The organism is Nocardioides terrae, from assembly GCF_900112345.1.
GTDB lineage: Bacteria > Actinomycetota > Actinomycetes > Propionibacteriales > Nocardioidaceae > Nocardioides > Nocardioides terrae.
Window position 1 is genome coordinate 123,444 of the sequence record NZ_FOLB01000010.1, and the last position, 22,896, is coordinate 146,339.

Annotated in this window: 20 protein-coding genes; 17 read left to right on the plus strand and 3 right to left on the minus strand. The window is 70.7% G+C overall.

All coding sequences use genetic code 11. The annotated features are described in order from the left end of the window. Nucleotides 1-77: 77 nt before the first annotated feature. Genes trpS through BM236_RS14130 form a run of 4 tightly spaced genes read left to right on the plus strand, consistent with a single transcriptional unit; the run spans nt 78 to nt 2,947 of the window. Complete coding sequence (gene trpS / locus BM236_RS14115) at nt 78-1,106, plus strand: tryptophan--tRNA ligase (protein WP_091124958.1); 1,029 nt, start codon at nt 78-80, stop codon at nt 1,104-1,106. Nucleotides 1,107-1,117: 11 nt separating this feature from the next. Further along, entirely contained in the window at nt 1,118-1,642 is a 525-nt protein-coding gene (locus BM236_RS14120) for a 2'-5' RNA ligase family protein (protein WP_091125052.1), read from the plus strand. 28 nt (nt 1,643-1,670) lie between these two features. Further along, a complete protein-coding gene (locus BM236_RS14125) occupies nt 1,671-2,723 on the plus strand; it encodes a YihY/virulence factor BrkB family protein (protein WP_091124959.1) in 1,053 nt (350 codons plus the stop codon). Then, entirely contained in the window at nt 2,720-2,947 is a 228-nt protein-coding gene (locus tag BM236_RS14130; protein ID WP_175507693.1) for an SCO4848 family membrane protein, read from the plus strand. Before BM236_RS14125 ends, BM236_RS14130 begins: the two co-directional genes overlap by 4 nt. A gap of 61 nt (nt 2,948-3,008) precedes the next feature. On the opposite strand, the gene BM236_RS14135 is transcribed toward BM236_RS14130, so the two are convergent. The 3 genes from BM236_RS14135 to BM236_RS14145 form a co-directional block, all read right to left on the minus strand. Further along, entirely contained in the window at nt 3,009-3,752 is a 744-nt protein-coding gene (locus BM236_RS14135) for a succinate dehydrogenase/fumarate reductase iron-sulfur subunit (RefSeq protein ID WP_091124962.1), read from the minus strand. Further along, nucleotides 3,749-5,749, minus strand: a complete 2,001-nt coding sequence (locus BM236_RS14140; protein WP_217645349.1) for a fumarate reductase/succinate dehydrogenase flavoprotein subunit — start codon at nt 5,747-5,749, stop codon at nt 3,749-3,751. Before BM236_RS14140 ends, BM236_RS14135 begins: the two co-directional genes overlap by 4 nt. Nucleotides 5,750-5,812: 63 nt before the next feature. Beyond that, nucleotides 5,813-6,514 carry a succinate dehydrogenase cytochrome b subunit gene (locus BM236_RS14145; RefSeq protein ID WP_091124967.1) on the minus strand — a complete coding sequence of 234 codons (702 nt, stop codon included), beginning with the start codon at nt 6,512-6,514 and terminating at the stop codon, nt 5,813-5,815. A 193-nt stretch (nt 6,515-6,707) separates the two neighbouring features. Between BM236_RS14145 and BM236_RS14150 the strand changes: the two genes are divergently transcribed. The 13 genes from BM236_RS14150 to BM236_RS14210 all read left to right on the plus strand — a co-directional run bounded on the left by BM236_RS14150 (nt 6,708) and on the right by BM236_RS14210 (nt 22,875). Continuing rightward, on the plus strand, nt 6,708-8,450 hold the full coding sequence (locus BM236_RS14150; protein ID WP_091124969.1) for a methylmalonyl-CoA mutase family protein: 1,743 nt from the start codon (nt 6,708-6,710) through the stop codon (nt 8,448-8,450). Further along, nucleotides 8,447-10,612: a methylmalonyl-CoA mutase gene (scpA, locus tag BM236_RS14155; protein WP_091124972.1), complete on the plus strand. Its 2,166-nt coding sequence runs from the start codon at nt 8,447-8,449 to the stop codon at nt 10,610-10,612. Before BM236_RS14150 ends, scpA begins: the two co-directional genes overlap by 4 nt. Beyond that, complete coding sequence (meaB, locus tag BM236_RS14160) at nt 10,605-11,618, plus strand: methylmalonyl Co-A mutase-associated GTPase MeaB (RefSeq protein ID WP_091124975.1); 1,014 nt, start codon at nt 10,605-10,607, stop codon at nt 11,616-11,618. The genes scpA and meaB overlap by 8 nt, the downstream gene beginning before the upstream one ends. Nucleotides 11,619-11,750: 132 nt before the next feature. Then, on the plus strand, nt 11,751-12,527 hold the full coding sequence (locus tag BM236_RS14165; RefSeq protein WP_139230115.1) for a hypothetical protein: 777 nt from the start codon (nt 11,751-11,753) through the stop codon (nt 12,525-12,527). Between the two features lie 118 nt (nt 12,528-12,645). Continuing rightward, complete coding sequence (locus BM236_RS14170) at nt 12,646-13,833, plus strand: amidohydrolase (protein WP_091124979.1); 1,188 nt, start codon at nt 12,646-12,648, stop codon at nt 13,831-13,833. Between the two features lie 128 nt (nt 13,834-13,961). After that, nucleotides 13,962-15,023, plus strand: coding sequence for a BMP family lipoprotein (locus BM236_RS14175; RefSeq protein ID WP_091124980.1), 1,062 nt, complete (start codon nt 13,962-13,964; stop codon nt 15,021-15,023). Between the two features lie 108 nt (nt 15,024-15,131). Continuing rightward, entirely contained in the window at nt 15,132-16,649 is a 1,518-nt protein-coding gene (locus BM236_RS14180; protein ID WP_217645343.1) for an ABC transporter ATP-binding protein, read from the plus strand. After that, the gene (locus tag BM236_RS14185) at nt 16,646-17,743 is read left to right on the plus strand and encodes an ABC transporter permease (RefSeq protein WP_091124984.1); all 1,098 of its coding nucleotides are present in this window, start codon (nt 16,646-16,648) and stop codon (nt 17,741-17,743) included. The genes BM236_RS14180 and BM236_RS14185 overlap by 4 nt, the downstream gene beginning before the upstream one ends. Next, nucleotides 17,740-18,996 (plus strand): ABC transporter permease, encoded by a 1,257-nt coding sequence (locus BM236_RS14190; protein WP_091124986.1) that lies wholly within the window; start codon nt 17,740-17,742, stop codon nt 18,994-18,996. The genes BM236_RS14185 and BM236_RS14190 overlap by 4 nt, the downstream gene beginning before the upstream one ends. Then, nucleotides 18,993-19,388, plus strand: a complete 396-nt coding sequence (locus BM236_RS14195; protein WP_091124988.1) for a cytidine deaminase — start codon at nt 18,993-18,995, stop codon at nt 19,386-19,388. Before BM236_RS14190 ends, BM236_RS14195 begins: the two co-directional genes overlap by 4 nt. Continuing rightward, nucleotides 19,360-20,544 (plus strand): cytochrome P450, encoded by a 1,185-nt coding sequence (locus BM236_RS14200; protein WP_091124990.1) that lies wholly within the window; start codon nt 19,360-19,362, stop codon nt 20,542-20,544. Before BM236_RS14195 ends, BM236_RS14200 begins: the two co-directional genes overlap by 29 nt. Further along, nucleotides 20,531-21,817, plus strand: coding sequence for a thymidine phosphorylase (locus BM236_RS14205; RefSeq protein WP_091124993.1), 1,287 nt, complete (start codon nt 20,531-20,533; stop codon nt 21,815-21,817). The genes BM236_RS14200 and BM236_RS14205 overlap by 14 nt, the downstream gene beginning before the upstream one ends. After that, complete coding sequence (locus tag BM236_RS14210) at nt 21,817-22,875, plus strand: adenosine deaminase (RefSeq protein WP_091124995.1); 1,059 nt, start codon at nt 21,817-21,819, stop codon at nt 22,873-22,875. Before BM236_RS14205 ends, BM236_RS14210 begins: the two co-directional genes overlap by 1 nt. Nucleotides 22,876-22,896: the final 21 nt, after the last annotated feature.

The following is a 22,896-nucleotide window of genomic DNA, read 5'->3' on the forward strand; positions in this document are numbered from 1 at the left end:
CGGCCGCGGTCGCCCACCTGCTCCGCCCCACCAAACCCGGTTGGGCCGGTCCCAGGTCCATCAGCGACAATGACCTCATGTCCTCCACCACCCCTGAGGTCCGGCCCCGGGTGCTCTCCGGCATCCAGCCGACCGCCGACAGCTACCACCTCGGCAACTACCTCGGCGCGGTGCGGAACTGGGGCATCCTGCAGGCCGACTACGAGCCGTTCTTCTTCATCGCCGACCAGCACGCGATCACCGTGGAGGTGGACCCGAAGGTCCTGCGCCGGCGCACCCTCGTCGCCGCCGCGCAGCTGCTCGCCGCGGGCGTCGACCCGGAGCGCAGCGCGATCTTCGTCCAGTCCCACATCCCCGAGCACGCCCAGCTCGGCTGGGTGATGCAGTGCCTCACCGGGTTCGGCGAGGCGCGGCGCATGACGCAGTTCAAGGACAAGTCGGCGAAGGGCGGCGAGGGCTCGTCGTCGGTCGGGCTGTTCGCCTATCCGATGCTGATGGCCGCCGACATCCTGCTCTACCGGCCGGCGTACGTCCCCGTCGGCGAGGACCAGCGCCAGCACCTCGAGCTCACCCGCGACCTCGCGCAGCGGTTCAACAGCCGTTACAAGAAGACCTTCCGCCTCCCGGAGCCCTACATCCTCAAGGAGACCGGGAAGATCTACGACCTGCAGGAGCCGACCAGCAAGATGTCGAAGTCGGCCTCGAGCCCGGGCGGCATCGTCGAGATGCTCGACGACCCCAAGGTGAGCGCCAAGAAGATCCGCAGCGCGGTCACCGACTCCGGCTCGGAGGTGCGCTTCGACGAGGCGGAGAAGCCCGGCGTCTCCAACCTCCTGCGCATCTACTCCGCGCTGACCGGCAGCACCATCGAGAAGCTCGAGGACGAGTACGCCGGCCGTGGCTACGGCGACCTGAAGAAGGACCTGGCCGACGTGGTCGTGGACTTCGTGACGCCGTTCCGGAACGCGACCCACGAGCTGCTCGACGACCAGACGCACCTCACGTCGGTGCTCGCGCAGGGCGCCGAGCAGGCCCGCGAGGTCGCGTCGCGCACCCTCGCCGACGTCTACGATCGCGTCGGCTTCGTGGCGCCCGCGGCACGGTAGTGTCGAACACCGTGCGGACGATCGGCGTGGCCGTCGCGATCCCGGAGCCCTGGGCGACCCAGCTCCAGGACTACCGTACGGGGCTCGGCGACGAGACCGCGACGATGATCCCGACCCACATCACCCTGGTGCCGCCGACCGAGGTCGACGAGGCCGTCGTCGGCGACATCGAGGCGCACCTGGAGTCGGTCGCGCGGACCCTGGCCGCCTTCGACGTGCACCTGCGCGGCACGGGCACCTTCCGCCCGGTCTCGCCGGTCGTCTTCGTCGCCGTCGTCGAGGGCATCTCCTCCTGCGAGCAGCTCGCCAACGCCGTGCGGCGCGGGCCGCTCGAGGTGGACCTCTCCTTCCCGTACCACCCGCACGTGACCGTCGCCCACGACCTTCCGGACGAGCTGCTCGACCAGGCGTTCGACGAGCTGGCCGGCTTCGAGTGCCGCTTCGAGGTCGACCGCTTCCACCTCTACGTCCACGACGACGAGGACGGATGGCGCCCGACCCGCCACTTCTCCCTTCCTGCGACCGCACGGCGCTGACCGGACGACGCCGGGGTACCGGCGCGCCATGCCCGGACTGAAGCAGCGCCTCGCCGACCTGCGCGACCGACGACCCCTCGTCGACCACGCCCTGCGCACCCAGGAGCACTACGGGGCGTCCCAGGCGGGGCAGCAGGCCGGTGCGGTGACCTACTTCGGCTTCCTGTCGTTCTTCCCGGTGCTCGCGCTCGCGGTCTTCGTGGTCGGTTGGCTCGCCAAGGTCTACCCCGACGCCCAGTCCGACCTCACCGACGCCATCGACCAGGTCATCCCCGGGCTGGTGGGCGGCGGTGCGGGCCAGATCTCCCTCGACGACGTGCAGCGCTTCTCGGGGGTGGCCGGCATCGTCGGCCTCCTCGGCGTGCTGTACGCCGGCCTCGGCTGGCTCGACGCGACCAGGACCTCCCTCCAGACGGTCTTCGAGATCCCGCCCCGGGAGCGTCCCGGCTTCCTGCGGGCGAAGCTGATCGACCTGCGCGGGCTGGTCGTGATCGGCGGCGTCCTCTTCGCGAGCGTCGTCGCAGCCGGGCTCGTGACTGGCTTCTCCAGCGACGTGCTCGACTGGCTCGGCCTCGACCAGGGGCTGTCCTGGCTGCTCTACGTCCTCGCCCGTCTCGTCGGCTGGGGGATCAACACCGTCCTCTTCTTCGTGCTGTTCCGCCTCGTCGGCCGGCCCGACGTGCCGGCCCGCTCGCTGTGGGTGGCCGCCGCGATCGGCGGTTTCGTCTTCGAGGTGCTCAAGGCCATCTCGTTCCTGCTGTTCGACGTCGCGCAGGGCAATGCGGCGTTCCAGGCGTTCGGTGTGGCCCTGGTGCTCGTCGTCTGGATCAACTACTTCGCGCGCGTGGTGCTCTACTCCGCGGCCTGGGCGCACACCTCGCCGGCCGCTCGCGCACTGCGGGACTCATCGCAGACCGCTGCGCCGGTGCAGGGCCCGCAGACGCCGCCGCTGGTCACGGCCGACGGTGTGGCGCAGGACTCCTCGGGCGGTGGTCGCAGCGTCCCGGTGGGGCCGTTCCTGGCCGGCGCTGGGACCATGGTGGCCGCACTCGGACTGATCAAGAAGGTGGGACGAAAGTGACGTTCTCGAAGAAGCACGCTTGGCTGCTGATCGGCGTCGGGATCTGGAACTTCTTCATCTGGATCACCTTCGCCAAGAACCTCTCCGCGGCGCACTCGCGCGGCGAGGACCACCCGTCGGGCTACTGGATCGCCCACACGGTGCTCATCGTGGTCGACCTGGTGATCGGCGCCATCCTCGCCACCGTCGGCCTGCGCGCGCTCCGGTCCGCCAAGAAGGCCTGAGAACGCCGAGTCGGCAGAGGTTCGCAGCGCTGCTGCGAACCTCTGCCGACTCGGCTCAGGATCAGAAGCCCTGCTTGATCGCGGTTCGCAGGTCCCTGTTGAGCTGCGAGATCACGTCGAGCGGGATCTCCTTGGGGCAGGCGGCGGCGCACTCGCCGATGTTGGTGCAGCCGCCGAAGCCCTCGTGGTCGTGCTGGGCGACCATCGAGGCGACGCGCGAGTAGCGCTCCGGCTGGCCCTGGGGGAGCTCGCCGAGGTGGGTGATCTTCGCGCCGAGGAACAGCGAGGCCGAGCCGTTGGGGCAGGCCGCGACGCAGGCGCCGCAGCCGATGCAGGTCGCCGCGTTGAACGACCGCATCGCCTTGTCACGTGGAGCAGGCACCGAGTTGGCCTCGGGCGCCGAGCCGGTGTTGGCGGAGATGTAGCCGCCGTTCTGGATGATCCGGTCGAAGGCCGTGCGGTCGACGACGAGGTCCTTGAGCACCGGGAACGACGACGCACGCCACGGCTCGATGGTGATCGTGTCGCCGTCCGTGAAGGAGCGCATGTGCAGCTGGCAGGTCGTGGTGACCTCCGGGCCGTGCGCCTGGCCGTTGATCATCAGCGAGCACATGCCGCAGATGCCCTCGCGACAGTCGGAGTCGAACGCGACCGGCTCCTCACCGGAGGTGAGCAGCTGCTCGTTGAGCAGGTCGAGCATCTCGAGGAACGACATGTCCGAGGAGACGCCGTCGAGCTCGTAGGTGTGCATCGCCCCTGCGGCCGACGCGTCGGCCTGCCGCCAGATCTTGAGGGTAAGTTTCACTTGTAGCTCCGGGCCTTCATCTCGGTGGCGGTGTAGATCAGGTCTTCCTTGTGCAGGACCGGCGCGCCGTCCTCGCCGCTCCACTCCCAGGCCGCGACGTAGGCGAACTCCTCGTCGTGACGCAGCGCCTCGCCGTCCTCGGTCTGCGACTCGGCGCGGAAGTGGCCGCCGCAGGACTCCCGTCGGTTGAGGGCGTCGATGCACATGAGCTCGCCGAGCTCGATGAAGTCCGCGACGCGGTTGGCCTTCTCCAGGTCCTGGTTGACGGAGTCCGGGGAGCCGAGCACCTTGACGTTGGTCCAGAACTCCTTCTTGAGCTCGCGGATCAGGCCGATGGCCTTGGTCAGGCCCTCCTTGGTCCGCTCCATGCCGCAGTACTCCCACATGATCTGGCCGAGCTCCTTGTGGATGGACTCCACCGAGCGCGCGCCGTTGACGTTCATCAACCGGTCGACGCGCTGCTTGACCGAGGTGAGGACCTCCTGGACGGCCGGGTGGGACTCGTCGAGCTTGTCGAACGGGCCGTCGGCCAGGTAGTTGGCGACGGTCTGCGGCAGCACGAAGTAGCCGTCGGCCAGACCCTGCATCAGCGCGGAGGCGCCGAGGCGGTTGGCGCCGTGGTCGGAGAAGTTCGCCTCGCCGGCGCAGAAGAGGCCGGTGATGTTGGTCTGCAGCTCGTAGTCGACCCACAGGCCGCCCATGACGTAGTGCACGGCGGGGTAGATGCGCATCGGCACCTCGTAGGGGTTCTCCCCCGTGATCCGCTCGTACATGTCGAGGAGGTTGTCGTACTTCTCCTCGATCTTGTCCTTGCCGAGCCGGTTGATGGCATCGGCGAGGTCGAGGTAGACACCGCGTCGCATCATCTTGACCGACCCGTCGGCCTGCTTCTCCTCGACCTGCGGTCCGACGCCGCGACCCTCGTCGCACATGTACTTCGCGGCGCGGGAGGCGATGTCGCGGGTGACCAGGTTGCCGTAGGACGGGTAGAGCCGCTCCAGGAAGTAGTCGCGGTCCTGCTCGGGGATGTCGCGCGGGTCCTTGTCGCAGTCGGCGGCGTTCTTCGGGACCCAGACGCGACCGTCGTTGCGCAGCGACTCCGACATCAGGGTCAGCTTCGACTGGTGGGCGCCGGTCACCGGGATGCAGGTCGGGTGGATCTGCGTGTAGCAGGGGTTGGCCATGTAGGCGCCCTTGCGGTGCGCCCGCCAGGCGGCCATCACGTTGGAGCCCATGGCGTTGGTGGAGAGGTAGAAGACGTTCCCGTAGCCGCCGGTCGCGAGTACGACGACATCCGCCAGGTGCGTCTCGATCGCGCCGGAGACCATGTCGCGGGCGACGATCCCGCGGGCCCGGCCGTCGACGACGATCAGGTCGAGCATCTCGTGGCGGGTGAACTGCTCCACCGTGCCGGCGGCGACCTGGCGCTCCATGGCCTGGTAGGCACCGAGCAGCAGCTGCTGGCCGGTCTGGCCGCGGGCGTAGAAGGTCCGCGAGACGAGTACGCCGCCGAAGGAGCGGTTGTCGAGGAGCCCGCCGTATTCGCGAGCGAAGGGGACGCCCTGTGCGACGCACTGGTCGATGATGTTGGTCGACACCTCGGCGAGCCGGTAAACGTTCGACTCCCGCGAGCGGAAGTCACCGCCCTTGATGGTGTCGTAGAAGAGCCGGTAGTCGGAGTCGCCGTCGCTCTTGTAGTTCTTGGAGGCGTTGATGCCGCCCTGGGCCGCGATGGAGTGCGCGCGGCGCGGGGAGTCCTGGTAGCAGAAGGACTTCACGTTGTAGCCGGCCTCGCCCAAGGTCGCGGCCGCGGCGCCTCCGGCCAGGCCGGTGCCGACGATGATGATGTCGAGCTTGCGCCGATTGGCAGGGTTGACCAGGCGGTTCTCGAACTTGCGAGTGGTCCAGCGCTGCTCGATCGGGCCGGTCGGGGCCTTGGGGTCGACCAGCTTCTCGCCGAGGGTGTAGTAGCCCGCGGCGTCGTCGGACTTCTGCACGGAAGGTTCGTTGGTGGGCGTGAGCCCGGGGAGGTAGTGAGTGCCAGCAGCCACGATCGGTCCTTACTTGTCGATGACGCCGAAGAGCGTGAACAGGGGCACCAACGAGAAGCCTCCCGCGATCACGATCGCGACGGTCCAGCCGAGGACGCGGGCGCGGGTGCGGGAGGTCAGGGTGTTGGTGAGGCCGAGCGTCTGCAAGGCGCTGAAGGTGCCGTGGTGCAGGTGCAGGCCGAGAGCCAGCATCGCGATCAGGTAGATCACCGTCAGCCACCAGGTGTCGAAGCTGTCGACCAGGAGGTTGTAGGGGTCGTTCGTGGCGCCACCGCTGACGTTGACCTTGCCGATCGTGAAGTTGATCAGGTGCCAGATGATGAAGAGGAGCAGGGTGATGCCGCCCCAGCGCATCGTGCGCGAGGACAGCGACGAGGACAGGTTCCGCTTGACCTCGTAGCGGACCGGCCGCGCCTTGCTCGCCCGCTGCCACAGCGCGACGGCAGCCGCGACGTGCGCCACGAGCGACACGATCAGCATGACGCGGAGGACCCAGAGCGCCCCGGTGCGGGGCAGGATCGGGGTGCCGATGGTGCGGATGTGCTCGGCGTACTCGTTGTAGGCGTCGTGGCCGGCGAAGGCCTTGAGGTTGCCGTACATGTGCACGAGGACGAACAGGATGAACACGATTCCGCTGGCCGCCATGAGCAGCTTCAGCGCGATCGTCGAGCGCGTCGTGCGCACTCCCTTGACGAGGTCGGTGGTTGCCACAGCGCAGCACGATACGCGCGGTGACGGGCGGCATGGCATCGGGGGCGGTGTGACATATGCCCGGTTACCGACGGGTTCCGGCCAGCTGCGGTCGAGCGACGGCTCGCGGCTCCGGCGACGGTTGAGGTGGCTACTGGTTGGAAACCTCACACTCGGTGGCGATCCTCGCCACCGGCTTCCTAAGGTGCCCCGCATGACCGACACGCCTGCGCATCTCGACCTCGCGCAGCCAGACGACGACCACAGCGTCTCCGAGTGGGAGACCGCGGCTGCGGGCGTGCTCCGCAAGGCGCGCCGGCTCAGCGACGAGGACGCCGACTCCGCCGTCTGGGACAAGCTGACCCGGACGACGCTCGACGGCATCGCCGTCACGCCGCTGGGCGTCCCCGCGGACCTGGAGGGACGCTCCACCGCCGGCCGGCCGACCCGGGTCGGCGCCTGGGACATCCGCAGCCACGTCGTCGACCCTGACGCCGGGCGCGCCAACGAGAGCGCGCTGCTCGACCTCGACGGTGGCGTCACCAGCCTGTGGGTGCGCTCCGACGCGGACACCGACCTCGCGACGACCCTGGACCGCGTCCTGCTCGACCTCGCGCCGGTGGTCCTCGACGCACCCACCGCACCACTGCAGGCGGCCCGGTCGCTGCTCGCCCTCCTCGCCGACAAGGGCGTCGAGCCGCACCCCGCCACCAACTTGGGTGTCGACCCGATCGGCGCGGTCCACCGCGGCCTGCGCGAGGGGCCGGGCTGGCAGGACGACCTGGTCGCCGTCGCCGGGCTGGCCGAGGAGCTCGGCGTGCTCGGTGTGGTGGTCGACGCGACCGCCGCGCACGACCTCGGCGCCAGCGACGCGCAGGAGCTCGGCTACGCGATCGCCGTCGGGGCGGCGTACCTCCGTGTGCTGGCCGACGCGGGCATGAGCGTGGCTGCGGCCGCGAAGCTGGTCGAGTTCCGCTTCGCCGCCACCGATGAGCAGTTCCCGACCATCGCCAAGCTGCGCGCCGCGCGCCGGCTCTGGGCGCGGGTGCTCGAGCTGAGTGGTGCGGAGGGTGTCCCGATGCGCATCCACGCCGTCACCAGTCGGCCGATGCTCAGCAAGTACGACCCCTACGTCAACATGCTGCGTGGGACGGTCGCGGCCTTCGCCGCCGGCGTCGGAGGTGCCGACGCCGTCACCGTCCTCCCCTTCGACAGCGCCAACGGCAGGCCCGAGGCGTTCGGCCGCCGGATCGCGCGCAACGTCAACCACCTGCTGATCGACGAGAGCCACGTGGCGAAGGTCGCCGACCCGGCTGGCGGCGCGTACGCCGTCGAGCGCCTCACCGACGACCTGGCCGTGGCCGGCTGGGCCGAGCTCGGCGAGATCGAGGAGTCCGGCTTCGACACCTTCCGCGGCCGCGTGGCCGCGATCGTGGAGCGTCGGGAGGCCGAGATCGCCGCCCGGAAGCGGCCGATCACCGGCCTGACCGAGTTCCCGAACCTCGAGGAGTCGCTGCTCGAGCGCGCCCCCGATCCCGCCGGCGGCGACGTCCGGCGCTACGGAGCGAGCTTCGAGGAGCTGCGCGACGCCCCGCCGGCGCAGCACGTCTTCCTCGCCACCCTCGGCACGGTCGCGCAGCACACCGCCCGCGCCACCTTCGCCAGCAACCTGTTCGCGGCCGGAGGCGTCGCGGTGGACGTCGCCGGCCCGACTGCCACGCCCGCCGAGCTCGCCGAGGCGTACACCGGCCAGCCGGTCGTCTGCCTGGCCGGCTCCGACCCGGCCTACCAGGAGTGGGGTGCCGAGGCGGCCGCCGCCCTGCGCGAGGCCGGCGCCCGGCGCCTGATCGTCGCGGGCAGACCGGTCGGCCCACTCGCCGACCTCGTCGACGACTCCTGCGCCGTGGGCGTCGATGCGCTCGCGTTCCTGCACCGCACCCGAGAGGCACTGGCATGAGCATCCCGGAGACCTTCGCCGGACTCCCGCTGACGAGCGAGGGCCTCACCATCGGCAACGCCGGCCTCGCGCTCGGCGGGGAGCCCTGGCACAGCCCCGAGGGGATCGAGGTCAAGCCGCTCTACACCGCGGCCGACCTCGGCGGCCTCGACGCCCTGGCGACGTACCCGGGCCTCAGCCCGTTCCTGCGCGGGCCCTACCCGACGATGTACACCACCCAGCCCTGGACGATCCGGCAGTACGCCGGCTTCTCCACCGCCGAGGAGTCGAACGCGTTCTACCGCCGCAACCTCGCGGCCGGCCAGAAGGGGCTGTCGGTGGCGTTCGACCTGGCGACCCACCGCGGCTACGACTCCGACCACCCGCGGGTGCGCGGCGACGTCGGCATGGCGGGCGTGGCGATCGACTCGATCTACGACACCCGGACGCTCTTCCACGGCATCCCGCTCGACGAGATGTCGGTGTCGATGACGATGAACGGCGCGGTGCTGCCGGTCATGGCGCTCTACATCGCGGCGGCCGAGGAGCAGGGGGTGAAGCCGGAGCAGCTCGCGGGGACGATCCAGAACGACATCCTCAAGGAGTTCATGGTCCGCAACACCTACATCTACCCGCCCGAGGCGTCGATGCGGATCATCTCCGACATCTTCAGCTTCACCGCCGAGCGGATGCCACGCTTCAACTCGATCTCGATCTCCGGCTACCACATGCAGGAGGCCGGGGCGACCGCCGACCTCGAGCTGGCCTACACGCTCGCCGACGGCGTGGAGTACATCCGCGCCGGGCTCGCCGCGGGTCTCGACATCGACGCCTTCGCCCCGCGGCTCAGCTTCTTCTGGGCGATCGGCATGAACTTCTTCATGGAGGTCGCCAAGCTGCGCGCCGCCCGCGCGCTCTGGTCGCGGCTGGTCCGCGAGTTCGACCCGAAGAACCCCAAGTCGCTCTCCCTGCGGACCCACTCGCAGACGAGCGGCTGGAGCCTGACCGCGCAGGACGTCTTCAACAACGTCGGCCGCACCTGCATCGAGGCGATGGCGGCGACCCAGGGCCACACCCAGTCGCTGCACACCAACGCCCTCGACGAGGCGATCGCGCTGCCGACCGACTTCTCCGCGCGGATCGCTCGCAACACCCAGCTCCTGCTGCAGCAGGAGAGCGGTACGACGGGCACGATCGACCCCTGGGGCGGCTCCTACTACGTCGAGCGCCTGACCCACGACCTGGCCGAGCGGGCGTGGGCGCACATCCAGGAGGCCGAGGCCGCCGGCGGGATGGCGAAGGCCATCGAGCAGGGCATCCCGAAGATGCGCATCGAGGAGGCCGCCGCCCGCACCCAGGCGCGCATCGACGCAGGAAGCCAGAAGGTCATCGGCGTCAACACGTTCCGGCTCGCCGCCGAGGACAAGCTCGACGTGCTCCGGGTCGACAACGACGAGGTCTACCGCCAGCAGGTCGCCAAGCTGGAGCGGCTGCGGGCCGAGCGGTCCGCCGACGACGTCGAGCGTGCCCTCGCCGCGCTGACGAGCAGCGCCGAGTCCGGCCGGGGCAACCTGCTCGAGCTCGCGGTGGACGCGGCCCGCGCCAAGGCGACCGTCGGCGAGATCTCCGACGCGGTCGAGAAGGTGTGGGGTCGCCACCAGGCGGTGATCCGTACGATCTCCGGCGTGTACAGGTCCGAAGCCCAAGGGTCGGGCGACGCCTCGGTTCAGGAGGTCCTGGACGCCACCGCCGCGTTCGAGGAGGCGGAGGGCCGTCGTCCCCGCATCCTGGTCGCCAAGATGGGCCAGGACGGCCACGACCGCGGCCAGAAGGTGGTCGTCACCGCGTTCGCCGACCTCGGCTTCGACGTCGACGTGGGCCCGCTCTTCTCCACGCCCGAGGAGGTCGCCCAGCAGGCCGTCGACGCCGACGTGCACATCGTCGGGGTCTCCTCCCTCGCCGCCGGCCACCTGGCGCTGCTGCCCGCCCTGAAGCAGGCGCTGGCCGAGCAGGGTCGCCCGGACATCATGATCGTCATCGGCGGCGTCATCCCGCCCGACGACGTACCGACGCTGAAGGAGATGGGCGCCGCCGAGGTGTTCCTGCCCGGCACGGTCATCGCCGAGTCGGCGCTCGACCTGCTGAGGCGTCTGCGCGAGCAGCTCGACGAGGTTGATGGTTGAGCAGGGCGCGCCGCGCCCCTCCCGAAGCCTCGACCTCGACACGCTGGTCGACGGCGTCTCCGAGAGTCGGCGGGCAGCCGTCAGCCGGGCGATCACGCTCGTCGAGTCGACCAAGCCGACACATCGCGAACAGGCGCGTGAGCTCCTCACCGCGCTGACGGAGGTCGAGCGGCCGGCCGCCGTACGCGTGGGCATCTCGGGCGTCCCCGGCGTCGGGAAGTCGACCTTCATCGAGGCGCTCGGGTCGCGGCTGACCGCCGCCGGCCACAAGGTCGGCGTGCTGGCGGTCGACCCGTCCAGCCTGCGCACCGGCGGCTCGGTGCTCGGCGACAAGACCCGCATGCCACGGCTCGCCGTCGACCCGAAAGCCTTCATCCGGCCCTCGCCGGCGGCCGGGACGCTCGGTGGTGTCGCCCGCGCGACCGTTCAGGCGATGGCCGTCCTCGAGGCGGCCGCCTACGACGTCGTGCTGGTCGAGACGGTCGGCGTCGGTCAGTCCGAGGTGACCGTTGCGGGCATGGTCGACACGTTCCTCTTCCTGACCATCGCCCGCACCGGCGACCAGCTGCAGGGCATCAAGAAGGGCATCCTCGAGATCGCCGACGTCGTGGCGGTGAACAAGGCCGACCCCGACGACCCGGCCCGTGAGGGCGAGGCCCGCGCCGCTGCGCGCGAGCTGGCGGGCGCGCTGCGGCTGGTCCGTGGCAAGGGGGAGTGGGCGCCGCCGGTCGTCACCGCGAGCGGCCTGCACGATGTCGGAGTCGACGGCGTCTGGGACCAGGTGCTGCGCCACCGCGAGCACCTCGGCGACGACGGGCTGCGCGACAAGCGGGCCCACCAGCAGCTCGACTTCGCCTGGGCGCTGGTGCGCGACGAGCTCGAGCAGCGGCTCCGCCACGCACCGGCCGTCCGGGCCCTCCGCGACGAGATCCGCGCTCAGGTCCTCTCCGGCGAGCTCCCCGCCACCGTGGCCGCCGACCGCATCCTCGAGGCGTACGACGGCTGACGGCCGTCGCGGGTGGGCGATCGAGAAGGGTTGAGGGCTTTTCGAGTTGTCCCGATCGCCCATCAGCGCCGGAAGATCGGAGCCTGTGGAGAGCGTCCGGCGACTGCGGCCGGACTCATCCATCCTGGCTGCATGACCCAGGTCGCAGCAGTGCTCGACGTCACCCGGCCCTTCTCGCGCGCCGAGGCCGCGGCGGCCGGCCTGGCCCTCGCCGAGCTGCGCCGGGTGACCTACCGCGTGGTGTTCCCCGGGGTCTACCTCGGCGCCGGCACCGAGCTCACACCCGCGCTCCGCGCCGAGGCGGCGCTCGTCCCGTTCCCCGCGAACGCGGTCGCGAGTCATGCCTCTGCCGCGCGGATCCTCGGGCTGCCGATCCCGACGCTTCCGGACGAGCACGTGACCGTGCTGCAGCAGAGGGACCGGCGCCACCGTCGTGGTATCCGCTGCCACCTCGCGACGACGACGTGCGTCATGAACGTGCGCGGAGTTCGCGTGTCGACCTACGAGCAGACGTTCGTCGAGCTGGCCGAGCTGATCCCGCTGGTCGACCTCGTCGTCGTGGGTGACCATCTCGTCCGCAAGGGTCAGACAACCATCGAGAAGCTGGTCGGGTTCTGCGCGACGAGCCCGCACCCGGGCGCGGCCGGCAGCCCGGGTAGCCGCGGGATACGTGCGCCGAGACGTCGACTCGCCCATGGAGACGCGGCTGCGGATGCTCATCGTTCTGGCGGGGCTGCCCGAGCCTGCCGTCAACCGCACCATCCGGGACGTCTACGGCCAGCGGGCATCTTCGAGCACCCCGAGCGCACGCTGGCCAAGATCCACCGGCTGCTGCAGGAGCGCGGCGAGCCGGGCGCTCCGCTCAGGCCCTCGGACGCCTGGCGACCGCACTTCCCCGGACGCTCCTGACTCGAGTGCTGATGGGCGATCGAGACAGCTCGAAACGCCCTCGACCCGTCCTGATCACCCACCCGCACTCGAGCGGCCGACCGCATCCTCGAGGCGTACGACGGTTAACCTGCAAAGGATGGACACCGCTGCGCTGATCACCCAGGTCGTCGACGAGAGCGCCGACGAGCTGATCGCGCTGCGCCGCGACATCCACGCCCACCCGGAGCTCTCGTGGGCCGAGCAGCGCACCACCCGGCTCTGCGGCCATCAGCTGGACCGGCTCGGCTGGACGGTGACGCCGATGTCGCGCTCCGGGCTCGTGGCCGAGCTCGGCCAGGACGGGATCACGCGTCAGCCGACCGTCGCGCTGCGCGCCGACATGGACGCGCTTCCGGTCCAGGACGTGACCGCCGACCCCTGGGTGAGCACCGTCGACGGGGTCGCGCACGCGTGCGGCCATGACCTGCACGTCGCCTGCCTGCTCGGCGCCGCCCGCGCGCTGGCCGAGCTGCATCGCAACGGCATGCTGCCCGGGCCGGTCCGGCTGCTGCTGCAGCCGGCGGAGGAGTCGATGCCGGGCGGCGCGCTGCACCTGATGAACCAGGGCGCCCTCGACGGAGTCGGGCGGATCTTCGCTCTGCACGCCGACCCGACCATCGAGGTCGGCCAGGTGGGCCTGCGCGGCGGCCCGATCACCAGCGCCTCGGACCACGTGACCATCCGGGTCAGCGGCGCCGGCGGCCACACCTCACGGCCGCACCGCACCGCCGACGTCACCTTCGCACTGGCCGTCCTGGCCACCCAGCTGCCCGCGGTGATGTCGCGCCGGCTCGATCCCCGCGCCGGCGCGAGCGTCGTCTGGGGGATGATCCGCGCCGGGTCGGCACCCAACGTCATCCCGCAGGAGGGTCTGCTCAGCGGCACCGTGCGCATCCTCGACGCGGTCGCCTGGGCCGAGGCCGAACCCATCGTGCAGGCCGCGGTCGCCGACCTCGTCAGGCCGTACGGCGTCGAGGCGGTCGTCGACTACCACCGCGGCGTGCCCCCGGTCGTCAACGACGACGCCTGCCACCAGGTGCTCGTCCGCGCGGTCGCCGACGTGCTCGGGCCGGCCGGCCAGGTGGCGACCCACCAGAGCCTCGGCGGCGAGGACTTCGGGTGGTACCTCGAGCGGGTCCCGGGCGCCATGTTCCGGCTCGGCGTCCGTACGCCGGGCGGGCCGACGTACGACCTGCACCAGGGCAACCTCCGGGTCGACGACCGCGCTGTCGCCGTCGGCGCGAAAGTGCTGGCCGCCGCTGCCGCCGAAGCACTTGCTGGATAGGGCAGATCTCGCCGAAAACCGGTAGGTAACAACTTGATTGCGGGCATGCGCCGGGGCCGTGAATCACCCTAGGGTGCCTCCCATGCGCCCTCGGTCCGGGGGCGTCCAGGAGGATCAGAGGAGGCGTCTTGCGACGCAGCACGAAGTTCGCGGCAGCGCTGACTGCCGGCATCCTGTCGCTCGCGCTCACCGCGTGTGGCGGCAGCAGCGACGACAACGGATCGGCCAAGGAGTCGACCGGCTCGTCGGGCGCCAAGTCCGACATCAAGGTCGGTCTCGCCTACGACATCGGTGGCCGTGGCGACCAGTCGTTCAACGACATGGCTGCGGCCGGTCTCGACAAGGCGAAGTCCGAGTTCGGCGTCAAGGCGTCCGAGTCCGAGGCGACCCCCGACGAGGCCGAGTCGGCCAAGGAGGACCGGCTCATCCAGCTCGCCGACGGCGGCTACAACCCGGTCATCGCGATCGGCTTCGCATACTCCGAGGCGGTCGGCAAGGTCGCCAAGCAGTTCCCCGACACCAACTTCGCGATCGTCGACGACACCGCGAACACCGACGCCAACGTCACCAACCTCGTCTTCGCCGAGGAGCAGGGCTCGTTCCTCGTCGGCGCGGCTGCCGCGCTGAAGTCGAAGACCGGCGACATCGGCTTCGTCGGTGGCGTCAACGTCCCGCTGATCAACAAGTTCGAGGCGGGCTACGACGCGGGCGCCAAGGCGGTCAACCCGAACATCAAGATCGAGTCGGCCTACCTGACCCAGCCGCCGGACTTCACCGGCTTCAACGACCCGGGCAAGGGCAAGACGGCCGCTGAGGGCCAGTTCGACGGCGGCGCTGACGTCGTCTACCACGCCGCCGGCGGCTCCGGCCTCGGCGTCTTCCAGGCCGCGAAGGCGGCCAAGGGCCTCGCCATCGGCGTCGACTCGGACCAGTACCTCACGGCTGCTCCGGATCTCCAGCCCTCGATCTTGACCTCGATGATCAAGCACGTCGACGTCGCGGTCTACAACTTCATCAAGTCGTTCAAGGACGGCGACCCGCTCACCGGCACGGTCACCTTCGACCTCAAGTCCGGCGGCGTGGACTACTCCACCAGCGGTGGCCAGGTCGACGACATCAAGTCGAAGCTCGACGACTTCAAGAAGCAGATCATCGACGGCACCATCACCGTGCCGACGACCGTCAAGTAACACACCTGCATCACCCGGGCCCGGGTCGCACGCGGTAGCGTTCGGCCCGGGCCCGGGCTGTCACCGGCCAGGCTTCCTCAGGACTGTCAGCACCGAACAGGAGGGTTCGTGAGCGAGCCTGACCTCATCGCCGTCCGCCTCACCGACATCGGGAAACGGTTCCCGGGTGTCATCGCGAACGACCAGGTCAACGTCACCGTCAGACGCGGCACCGTGCACGCCGTCGTCGGCGAGAACGGCGCCGGCAAGTCGACGCTGATGAAGATCCTGTACGGCGTCCAGAAGCCCGACTCCGGCACGATCGAGGTCGACGGCCAGGAGATGTCCTTCCACTCGCCGTCCGACGCGATCGCGGCCGGCATCGGCATGGTCTTCCAGCACTTCATGCTCGCCGACAACCTCACCGTGCTCGAGAACGTCGTGCTCGGGGCCGAGAAGCTCTACGGCAGCGGCGACCGGGCCCGCACCCGCATCCGCGAGCTCTCGTCGGCCTACGGCTTCGACGTGGACCCCGACCGGCTGGTCGAGGACCTCGGCGTCGGCGACCGGCAGCGCGTCGAGATCCTCAAGGTGCTCTACCGAGGTGCCCGCACGATCATCCTCGACGAGCCGACCGCGGTCCTCGTCCCGCAGGAGGTCGACGAGCTCTTCGAGAACCTGCGCGGCCTCAAGGCCGAGGGCCTCACCGTGCTCTTCATCTCCCACAAGCTCGACGAGGTGCTCGCCGTGGCCGACGACGTGACCGTCATCCGCCGCGGGCGGACGGTCACCACCGTCGACCCGAAGCACACGACCGCCCGCCAGCTCGCCGAGCTGATGGTGGGCTCCGAGCTGCCCTCGCCCAGCACCGAGACCTCGACCGTCACCGACGTCGTGCAGCTCTCCGTCCGCGACCTGTCGCTGACCGACCCGCTGGGTGGCCGCGACCTGCTGACCGACGTCTCCTTCGACATCCACCGCGGTGAGGTGCTCGGCATCGCCGGCGTCGAGGGCAACGGCCAGGCGGAGCTCGTCGAGGCGATCATGGGCATGCGCAAGGCCACCGGCACCGTCGCCCTCGGCGACGTCGACATCTCGGCCTGGTCGACCGCCCGCCGCCGCGAGGCCGGGGTCGGCTACATCCCCGAGGACCGGCACCGGCACGGTCTCCTGCTGGACGCGCCGCTGTGGGAGAACCGCATGCTCGGCCACCAGACCCAGGAGCCGAACCGCACGGGCCCGTTCGTCGACCGGCGCGGCGCCCGCAACGACACCGACCGGATCGTCGCCGCGTACGACGTCCGGACGCCGTCCATCGACACGACCGCCCGGGCGCTGTCCGGCGGCAACCAGCAGAAGCTGATCGTCGGCCGCGAGATGTCGGGGAACCCCGTGCTGCTGATCGCGGCGCACCCCACCCGCGGCGTCGACGTCGGCGCCCAGGCAGCGATCTGGGACCACATCAAGACCGCCCGACGGGAAGGCCTCGCCGTGCTCCTCATCTCCGCGGACCTCGATGAGCTGATCGGGCTCTCCGACAGCATCCAGGTGATGCTGCGCGGGCGCCTGGTCGGCAGCGTCGACCCGCAGACCGTGACCCCCGAGCAGCTCGGCTCGGCCATGACCGGTGCGGGGGTCCCCGCATGACGTTCGACCCCCGCAAGGCGGGCCTGACGCTCGCCGCGCCCCTGCTCGCGATCGTCTTCGCCGTCCTCGTCACCAGCATCGTGCTGGCGGCGGCCGGCGACCCGGTGGGCACGGTGTGGCAGACGATCTTCACCCAGCCCCGCCCGCGCAACGTCGTCAACATCATCAACGCCGCCTCGGTGCTCTACCTCTCGGCGCTGGCCGCGGCCGTCGGCTTCCGGATGAACCTGTTCAACATCGGCGTCGACGGTCAGTACCGGATCGCCGCCTTCGCGGCGGCCTACGTCGCCGGCGAGGCCTGGATGCCGGGCAAGCTCAACGTGCTCTTCAGCATCCTGGTCGCGGTCGTCGTCGGCGCGCTGTGGGCGGGCATCGCCGGCCTGCTGAAGGTGACGCGTGGCGTCAGCGAGGTCATCTCGACGATCATGCTGAACTCGATCGCGACGGCGCTGGTGGCCTACTTCCTGCGCCAGGTGGCCGAGAAGGGCAGCAACAACATCCACACCACGACCATCCCGGCGAGCAGCCAGCTGGCCGGCTTCAAGCTCGTCGGTGATGCCCCGAACGCGATCTACACGCTGTCGGTGCTCGCCGTGCTGGCCGGAATCTTCTACTGGCTGCTGCTCAACCGCACGGTGTTCGGCTTCAACCTCCGCGCGACCGGCATGTCCGAGTCGGCGGCCGTCGCCTCCGGCGTCAGCGTCAAGAAGATGGTCGTCGTGTCCATGCTCATCAGCGGCGGTGTCGCCGGCCTGATCGGCATGCCCCTGCTCTTCGGTGACGCCTACAACTACGGCCTGACCTTCCAGACCGGTCTCGGCTTCGCCGGCATCGCCGTCGCGCTGCTGGGCCGCAACCACCCGGTCGGCATCGCCCTGGCGGCCCTGCTCTTCGCCTTCCTCAACGAGCAGTCCAACTCGCTCCAGCTCAAGGCCGGCGTCTCCAACGACATCGTCAACATCATGCAGGGAGTCATCGTGCTCTCGGTCGTCATCGCCTACGAGGTGGTACGCCGCTACAACAACGCCGCCGAGCAGCGCCGGGTCGCCGCGCAGCTGGCGGCCTCGCGCCAGGCCGAGGAGGTCCCCGCATGAGCTCGACCGTGGAAGGGGCCCTGGAGAAGGCGGCGACGACCGTCCGCAAGGTACGTCCGACCTGGCCGGTCGTGCTGCTGGCACTCGCCGGCGTGATCCTGCTGCTCGCGCTGCTCCGCGTGATCACCGGCGCCGACGACGTGGCGTCGTCCGGCACCGTGCGCGCCGCCATCCGGGCGGCCCTGCCGATCGGTCTCGCCGGTCTCGGCGGTCTCTGGGCGGAGCGCTCCGGCGTCGTCAACATCGGCCTCGAGGGCATGATGATCATGGGCACCTTCGGCGCCGGCTGGGCCGGCTACCAGTGGGGCATGTGGGCAGGTGTCGCGTTCGCGCTGCTCTTCGGTGCGCTCGCCGGCGGCGTCCACGCCATCGCGACCGTGGGCTTCGGGGTCGACCACATCGTCTCCGGTGTCGCGATCAACGTGATCGCGCTCGGTGCGGCGCAGTACCTCGCCGGGCTCGCCTTCACCGGCCACCCCGGCGGTGGCCCGACGCAGTCGCCGCAGGTCACCCCGATGTCGACCTTCGACGTGCCGGGTGTCGCCGACGCCGCGCACTCGATCGCGGAGAAGAACTGGTTCTTCGTCTCCGACCTCGCCGGGATCGTCAACGGCCTCACCAGCCGCCTGACGGTGCTGACCCTGATCGGCGTGCTCCTCTTCGTGCTGACCTGGTGGGTGCTCTGGCGCACGACGTTCGGCCTCCGGGTCCGCTCGGTCGGCGAGAGCCCCGCGGCCGCGGAGTCGCTCGGCGTCAGCGTCTACCGCTACAAGTACATCGCCGTGATCATCTCTGGCGCCCTGGCCGGCCTGGCCGGTGCCTACCTGGTGCAGGACTCGACGGTCTATCGCGAGGGCCAGACCGGCGGCCGCGGTTACATCGGCCTCGCCGCCATGATCTTCGGCAACTGGCGACCCGGTGGCCTGGCCGCCGGCTCCGGCCTGTTCGGCTACACCGACGCCCTGCGGCTGCGGTCCGGCGGCGAGTCGGTGCACGCGCTGCTCCTGCTGCTGGCCGTGCTGCTCGTGGTCTTCGGCCTCGCGCTCTTCCGCAAGAACCGTCGCCAGGCCCTGGTCAGCGCCGGTGCCGCGGTGCTGCTCGTCGTGCTGTTCCTGGTCACCGACGAGATCGCCGGCGACTTCACCGGCATGACGCCCTACCTCACCACGCTGCTGGTGCTCGCGCTGTTCTCGCAGCGGCTGCGGATGCCGAAGGCCGACGGACAGGTCTACCGCAAGGGCAGCGCGGGATGACGGACGGCGACTTCGACTGGGAGGGCCTGCGGGAGAAGGCGATCGAGGCGGCGACCCACGCCTACGCGCCCTACTCCCACTTCCCCGTGGGGGTGGCCGGGATCGTCGACGACGGCCGACTCGTCACGGGCTGCAACGTCGAGAACGCGTCGTACGGCGTCGGGCTCTGTGCGGAGTGCGGGATGGTCTCCCAGCTGCACCTCACCGGTGGCGGCCGGCTGACCCACGCCGTCTGCGTCAACGGTGCGGGCGAGGTGATCATGCCCTGCGGCCGCTGCCGCCAGCTGCTGTGGGAGAACGGCGGCGCGTCGATGCTGCTCTGGACCGTCTCGGGCGTGAAGCCGATGAGCGAGGTGCTGCCGGATGCGTTCGGCCCCGACGACCTCGCTTGACCTGAGCTCAGCCGCCTTCGCCGCCGACCCCTACCCGTCCTTCGCGCAGGAGCGGCACCGCCACGAGATCGCGTGGTCCGGATCGACGGGGCCGGCCGGGACCTGGCTGACCTTCAGCCACGCCGCGGCCTCGGCGGTGCTGCGGGACCGCCGCCTGCAGCGGCTGTGGCGCGACCGCACCCCGGAGGACCAGCTCGAGCCGTTCAACCTGCTCCATCGCAACCAGATGATGGAGAACGAGCCGCCGGTCCACACGCGACTGCGCCGACCGGTCGCCGCCGCCTTCAACCGCGGGCACGTCGAACGGCTCCGCCCGCGCGTCCGGGCGCTCGCCGCTCAGCTGCTCGACGAGGTCGACCCGTCCGCCGGCTTCGACGTCATCGGGTCGTACGCCGAGCCGCTGCCCGTCCTCGTCATCGCCGAGCTTCTCGGTGTGCCGGCGACCTACGCCCCGCAGCTGCGCGACTGGTCGCAGGCGATCGTGCGGATGTACGAGGTGGCGCCGTCGCAGGCCACCATCGACGCGGCGGTCGCTGCCGCGGCCGACTTCGCGGGGCTCGTCCGCGAGCTGGTCGCCGAGCGGCGGACGCAGCCGGCCGACGACCTGATCTCCGACCTGGTGGCGACCGAGCTGACCGAGGGCCTCTCCGATGACGAGGTCGTCGCGTCCGTCGTCCTCCTGCTCAACGCGGGTCACGAGGCGTCGGTCAACGTCTTCGGCAACGGCCTGGTGTCGATGCTGCGCGCCGGCGCCCGGCCCGCGGATGACACCGCGCTGACCGTCGAGGAGATGCTCCGCCACGACTCGGCCCTGCAGCTCTTCGAGCGGACGGCGGTCGAGCCGGTCGAGATCCTGGGCGTGACCGTCGAGCCGGGCCAGAAGGTCGCCGCCCTGCTGGGCGCGGCGAACCGTGACCCCGCCGTCTTCGACGCGGCCGACGAGTTCCGGCCCGACCGGGACCCCAACCCGCACCTCGCGTTCAGCGCGGGAATCCACTTCTGTCTCGGGGCGCCGCTGGCGAGGATGGAGCTCACGGAGTCGCTCGCCGCGCTGTTCGCGCGGTTCCCCCGTCTGGCGCTCGCGGCCGAGCCGGAGTCGCGCGGGACGTTCGTACTCAAGGGTTATCGGAAGGTGGTTGTCAGTGGCGGAGCATGACGCGGTCGAGGTGATCCTCGCCAAGCGCGACGGCGGGGAGCTCAGCGACAGCCAGATCGACTGGGTCATCCGGAACTACACCGACGGTGTCGTCGCGGACGAGCAGATGGCGGCGCTCAACATGGCGATCCTGCTCAACGGGATGAACCGCCGGGAGATCGCCCGCTGGACCAACGCGATGATCGCGACGGGGGAGCGGATGTCGTTCGCGTCCCTGTCGCGACCCACCGCCGACAAGCACTCGACAGGTGGCGTCGGCGACAAGATCACGCTCCCCCTCGCGCCGCTCGTCGCTGCCTGCGGCGTGGCCGTGCCGCAGCTGTCCGGCCGCGGTCTGGGCCACACCGGCGGCACGCTCGACAAGCTCGAGGCGATCCCGGGCTGGCGCGCCGCGCTGTCCAACGAGGAGATGTTCGCCCAGCTCGAGGACGTCGGCGCGGTCATCTGCGCAGCCGGCACGGGCCTGGCGCCGGCCGACCGCAAGCTCTACGCGCTGCGCGATGTCACCGGCACCGTCGAGTCCATCCCGCTCATCGCCTCCTCGATCATGAGCAAGAAGATCGCGGAGGGCACCGGGGCGCTGGTGCTGGACGTGAAGGTCGGCTCGGGGGCGTTCATGAAGTCGCTGTCCCAGGCGCAGGAGCTCGCCCGCACCATGGTCGACCTCGGCACCGACGCGGGCGTCCACACCGTCGCGCTGCTCACCGACATGTCCACGCCGCTCGGCCTCACCGCGGGCAACGGCCTCGAGGTCGCCGAGTCGGTCGAGGTGCTCGCCGGCGGCGGCCCGGCCGACGTCGTCGAGCTGACCGTCGCGCTGGCGCGGGAGATGCTGCTCGGCGCCGGCATGACCGACGTCGACCCCGCGGACAAGCTCGCCGACGGCTCCGCGATGGACGCCTGGCGCCGGATGATCTCGGCCCAGGACGGCGACCCGTCGGCGCCCCTCCCGGTGGCGGCCGAGCAGCACGTCGTCACGGCGCCCTCGTCCGGCGTACTCACCCGGCTGGACGCGATGGCCGTCGGCCTGGCCGCCTGGCGCCTCGGCGCCGGCCGGGCCCGCAAGGAGGACCCGGTCTCGCCCGGCGCCGGCGTCGTCTGGCACGCCCGCCCCGGCGACACGGTCATCGCCGGCGCTCCGCTGCTCACCTTGCACGCCGACGACCCGGCCCGCTTCGAGCGGGCGCTGGCGTCCCTGGAGGGCGGTTTCGACATCGCCCCGGCCGGAACGGCCTTCACCCCTGACCCGCTCGTGATGGAGAGGATCGCCTGATGCCCACCTACGAAGAGATCCAGGCGGCGCCGAAGGTCGTCCTGCACGACCACCTCGACGGCGGCCTGCGCCCGGCGACGGTCCACGAGCTCGCCACGGCCATCGGCCACGAGCTGCCCGCCGACGACCCCGAGTCGCTCGGTCAGTGGTTCCACGAGGCCGCGACGTCCGGCTCGCTCGAGCGCTACCTCGAGACGTTCGTGCACACCATCGCGGTGATGCAGTCGGCGGAGAACCTCACCCGCGTCGCCCGCGAGTTCGCCGAGGACCTCGTCGCCGACGGGGTGGTGTACGCGGAGGTGCGCTGGGCCCCGGAGAACCATCTCGCCGGCGGGCTGACCCTCGACGGGGCGGTCGCCGCCGTGGCCGCCGGGTTCGCCGAGGTCGAGGCCGGCGGTCGGATCGTGGTCCGGCAGCTGCTCACCGCCATGCGCCAGTTCGCCCGCGCCCGCGAGATCGCCGAGCTGGCCGTCTTCTGGCGCGACAAGGGTGTCGCCGGCTTCGACATCGCCGGGCCGGAGAAGGGCTTCCCGCCCACCCGCTTCCTCGACGCCTTCGAATATCTCGCGGGGGAGAACCTGCGCTTCACCATCCACGCGGGTGAGGGCTTCGGGCTGCCGTCGATCTGGGAGGCGGTCCACCCCTGCGGCGCCGACCGGCTCGGCCACGGCGTCCGGATCGTCGACGACATCACCGTGTCCGCCGACGGCTCGGTCGAGCTCGGTCGGCTGGCGTCGTACGTCCGCGACCGACGTATCCCGCTCGAGCTCTGCCCGACGTCCAACGTCCAGACCGGCGCGGTCGGCTCGATCGGCAAGCACCCGTTCGGCTTGCTCGCCTCGCTCGGCTTCCGCGTGACCATCAACACCGACAACCGGCTGATGAGCGACACCTCGATGACGCAGGAGACCTTCCTCCTCGCCGAGGCCTTCGGCTACGACTGGGCCGACCTCGAGCGGTTCTCCGTCAACGCGATGAAGTCCGCCTTCCTGCCGTACGACGAGCGGGTCGAGATCATCCACAAGATCAAGGACGGGTACGCCGGCCTGCGCGGGTGAGTTCGGCGCCTCGGGTTGCGC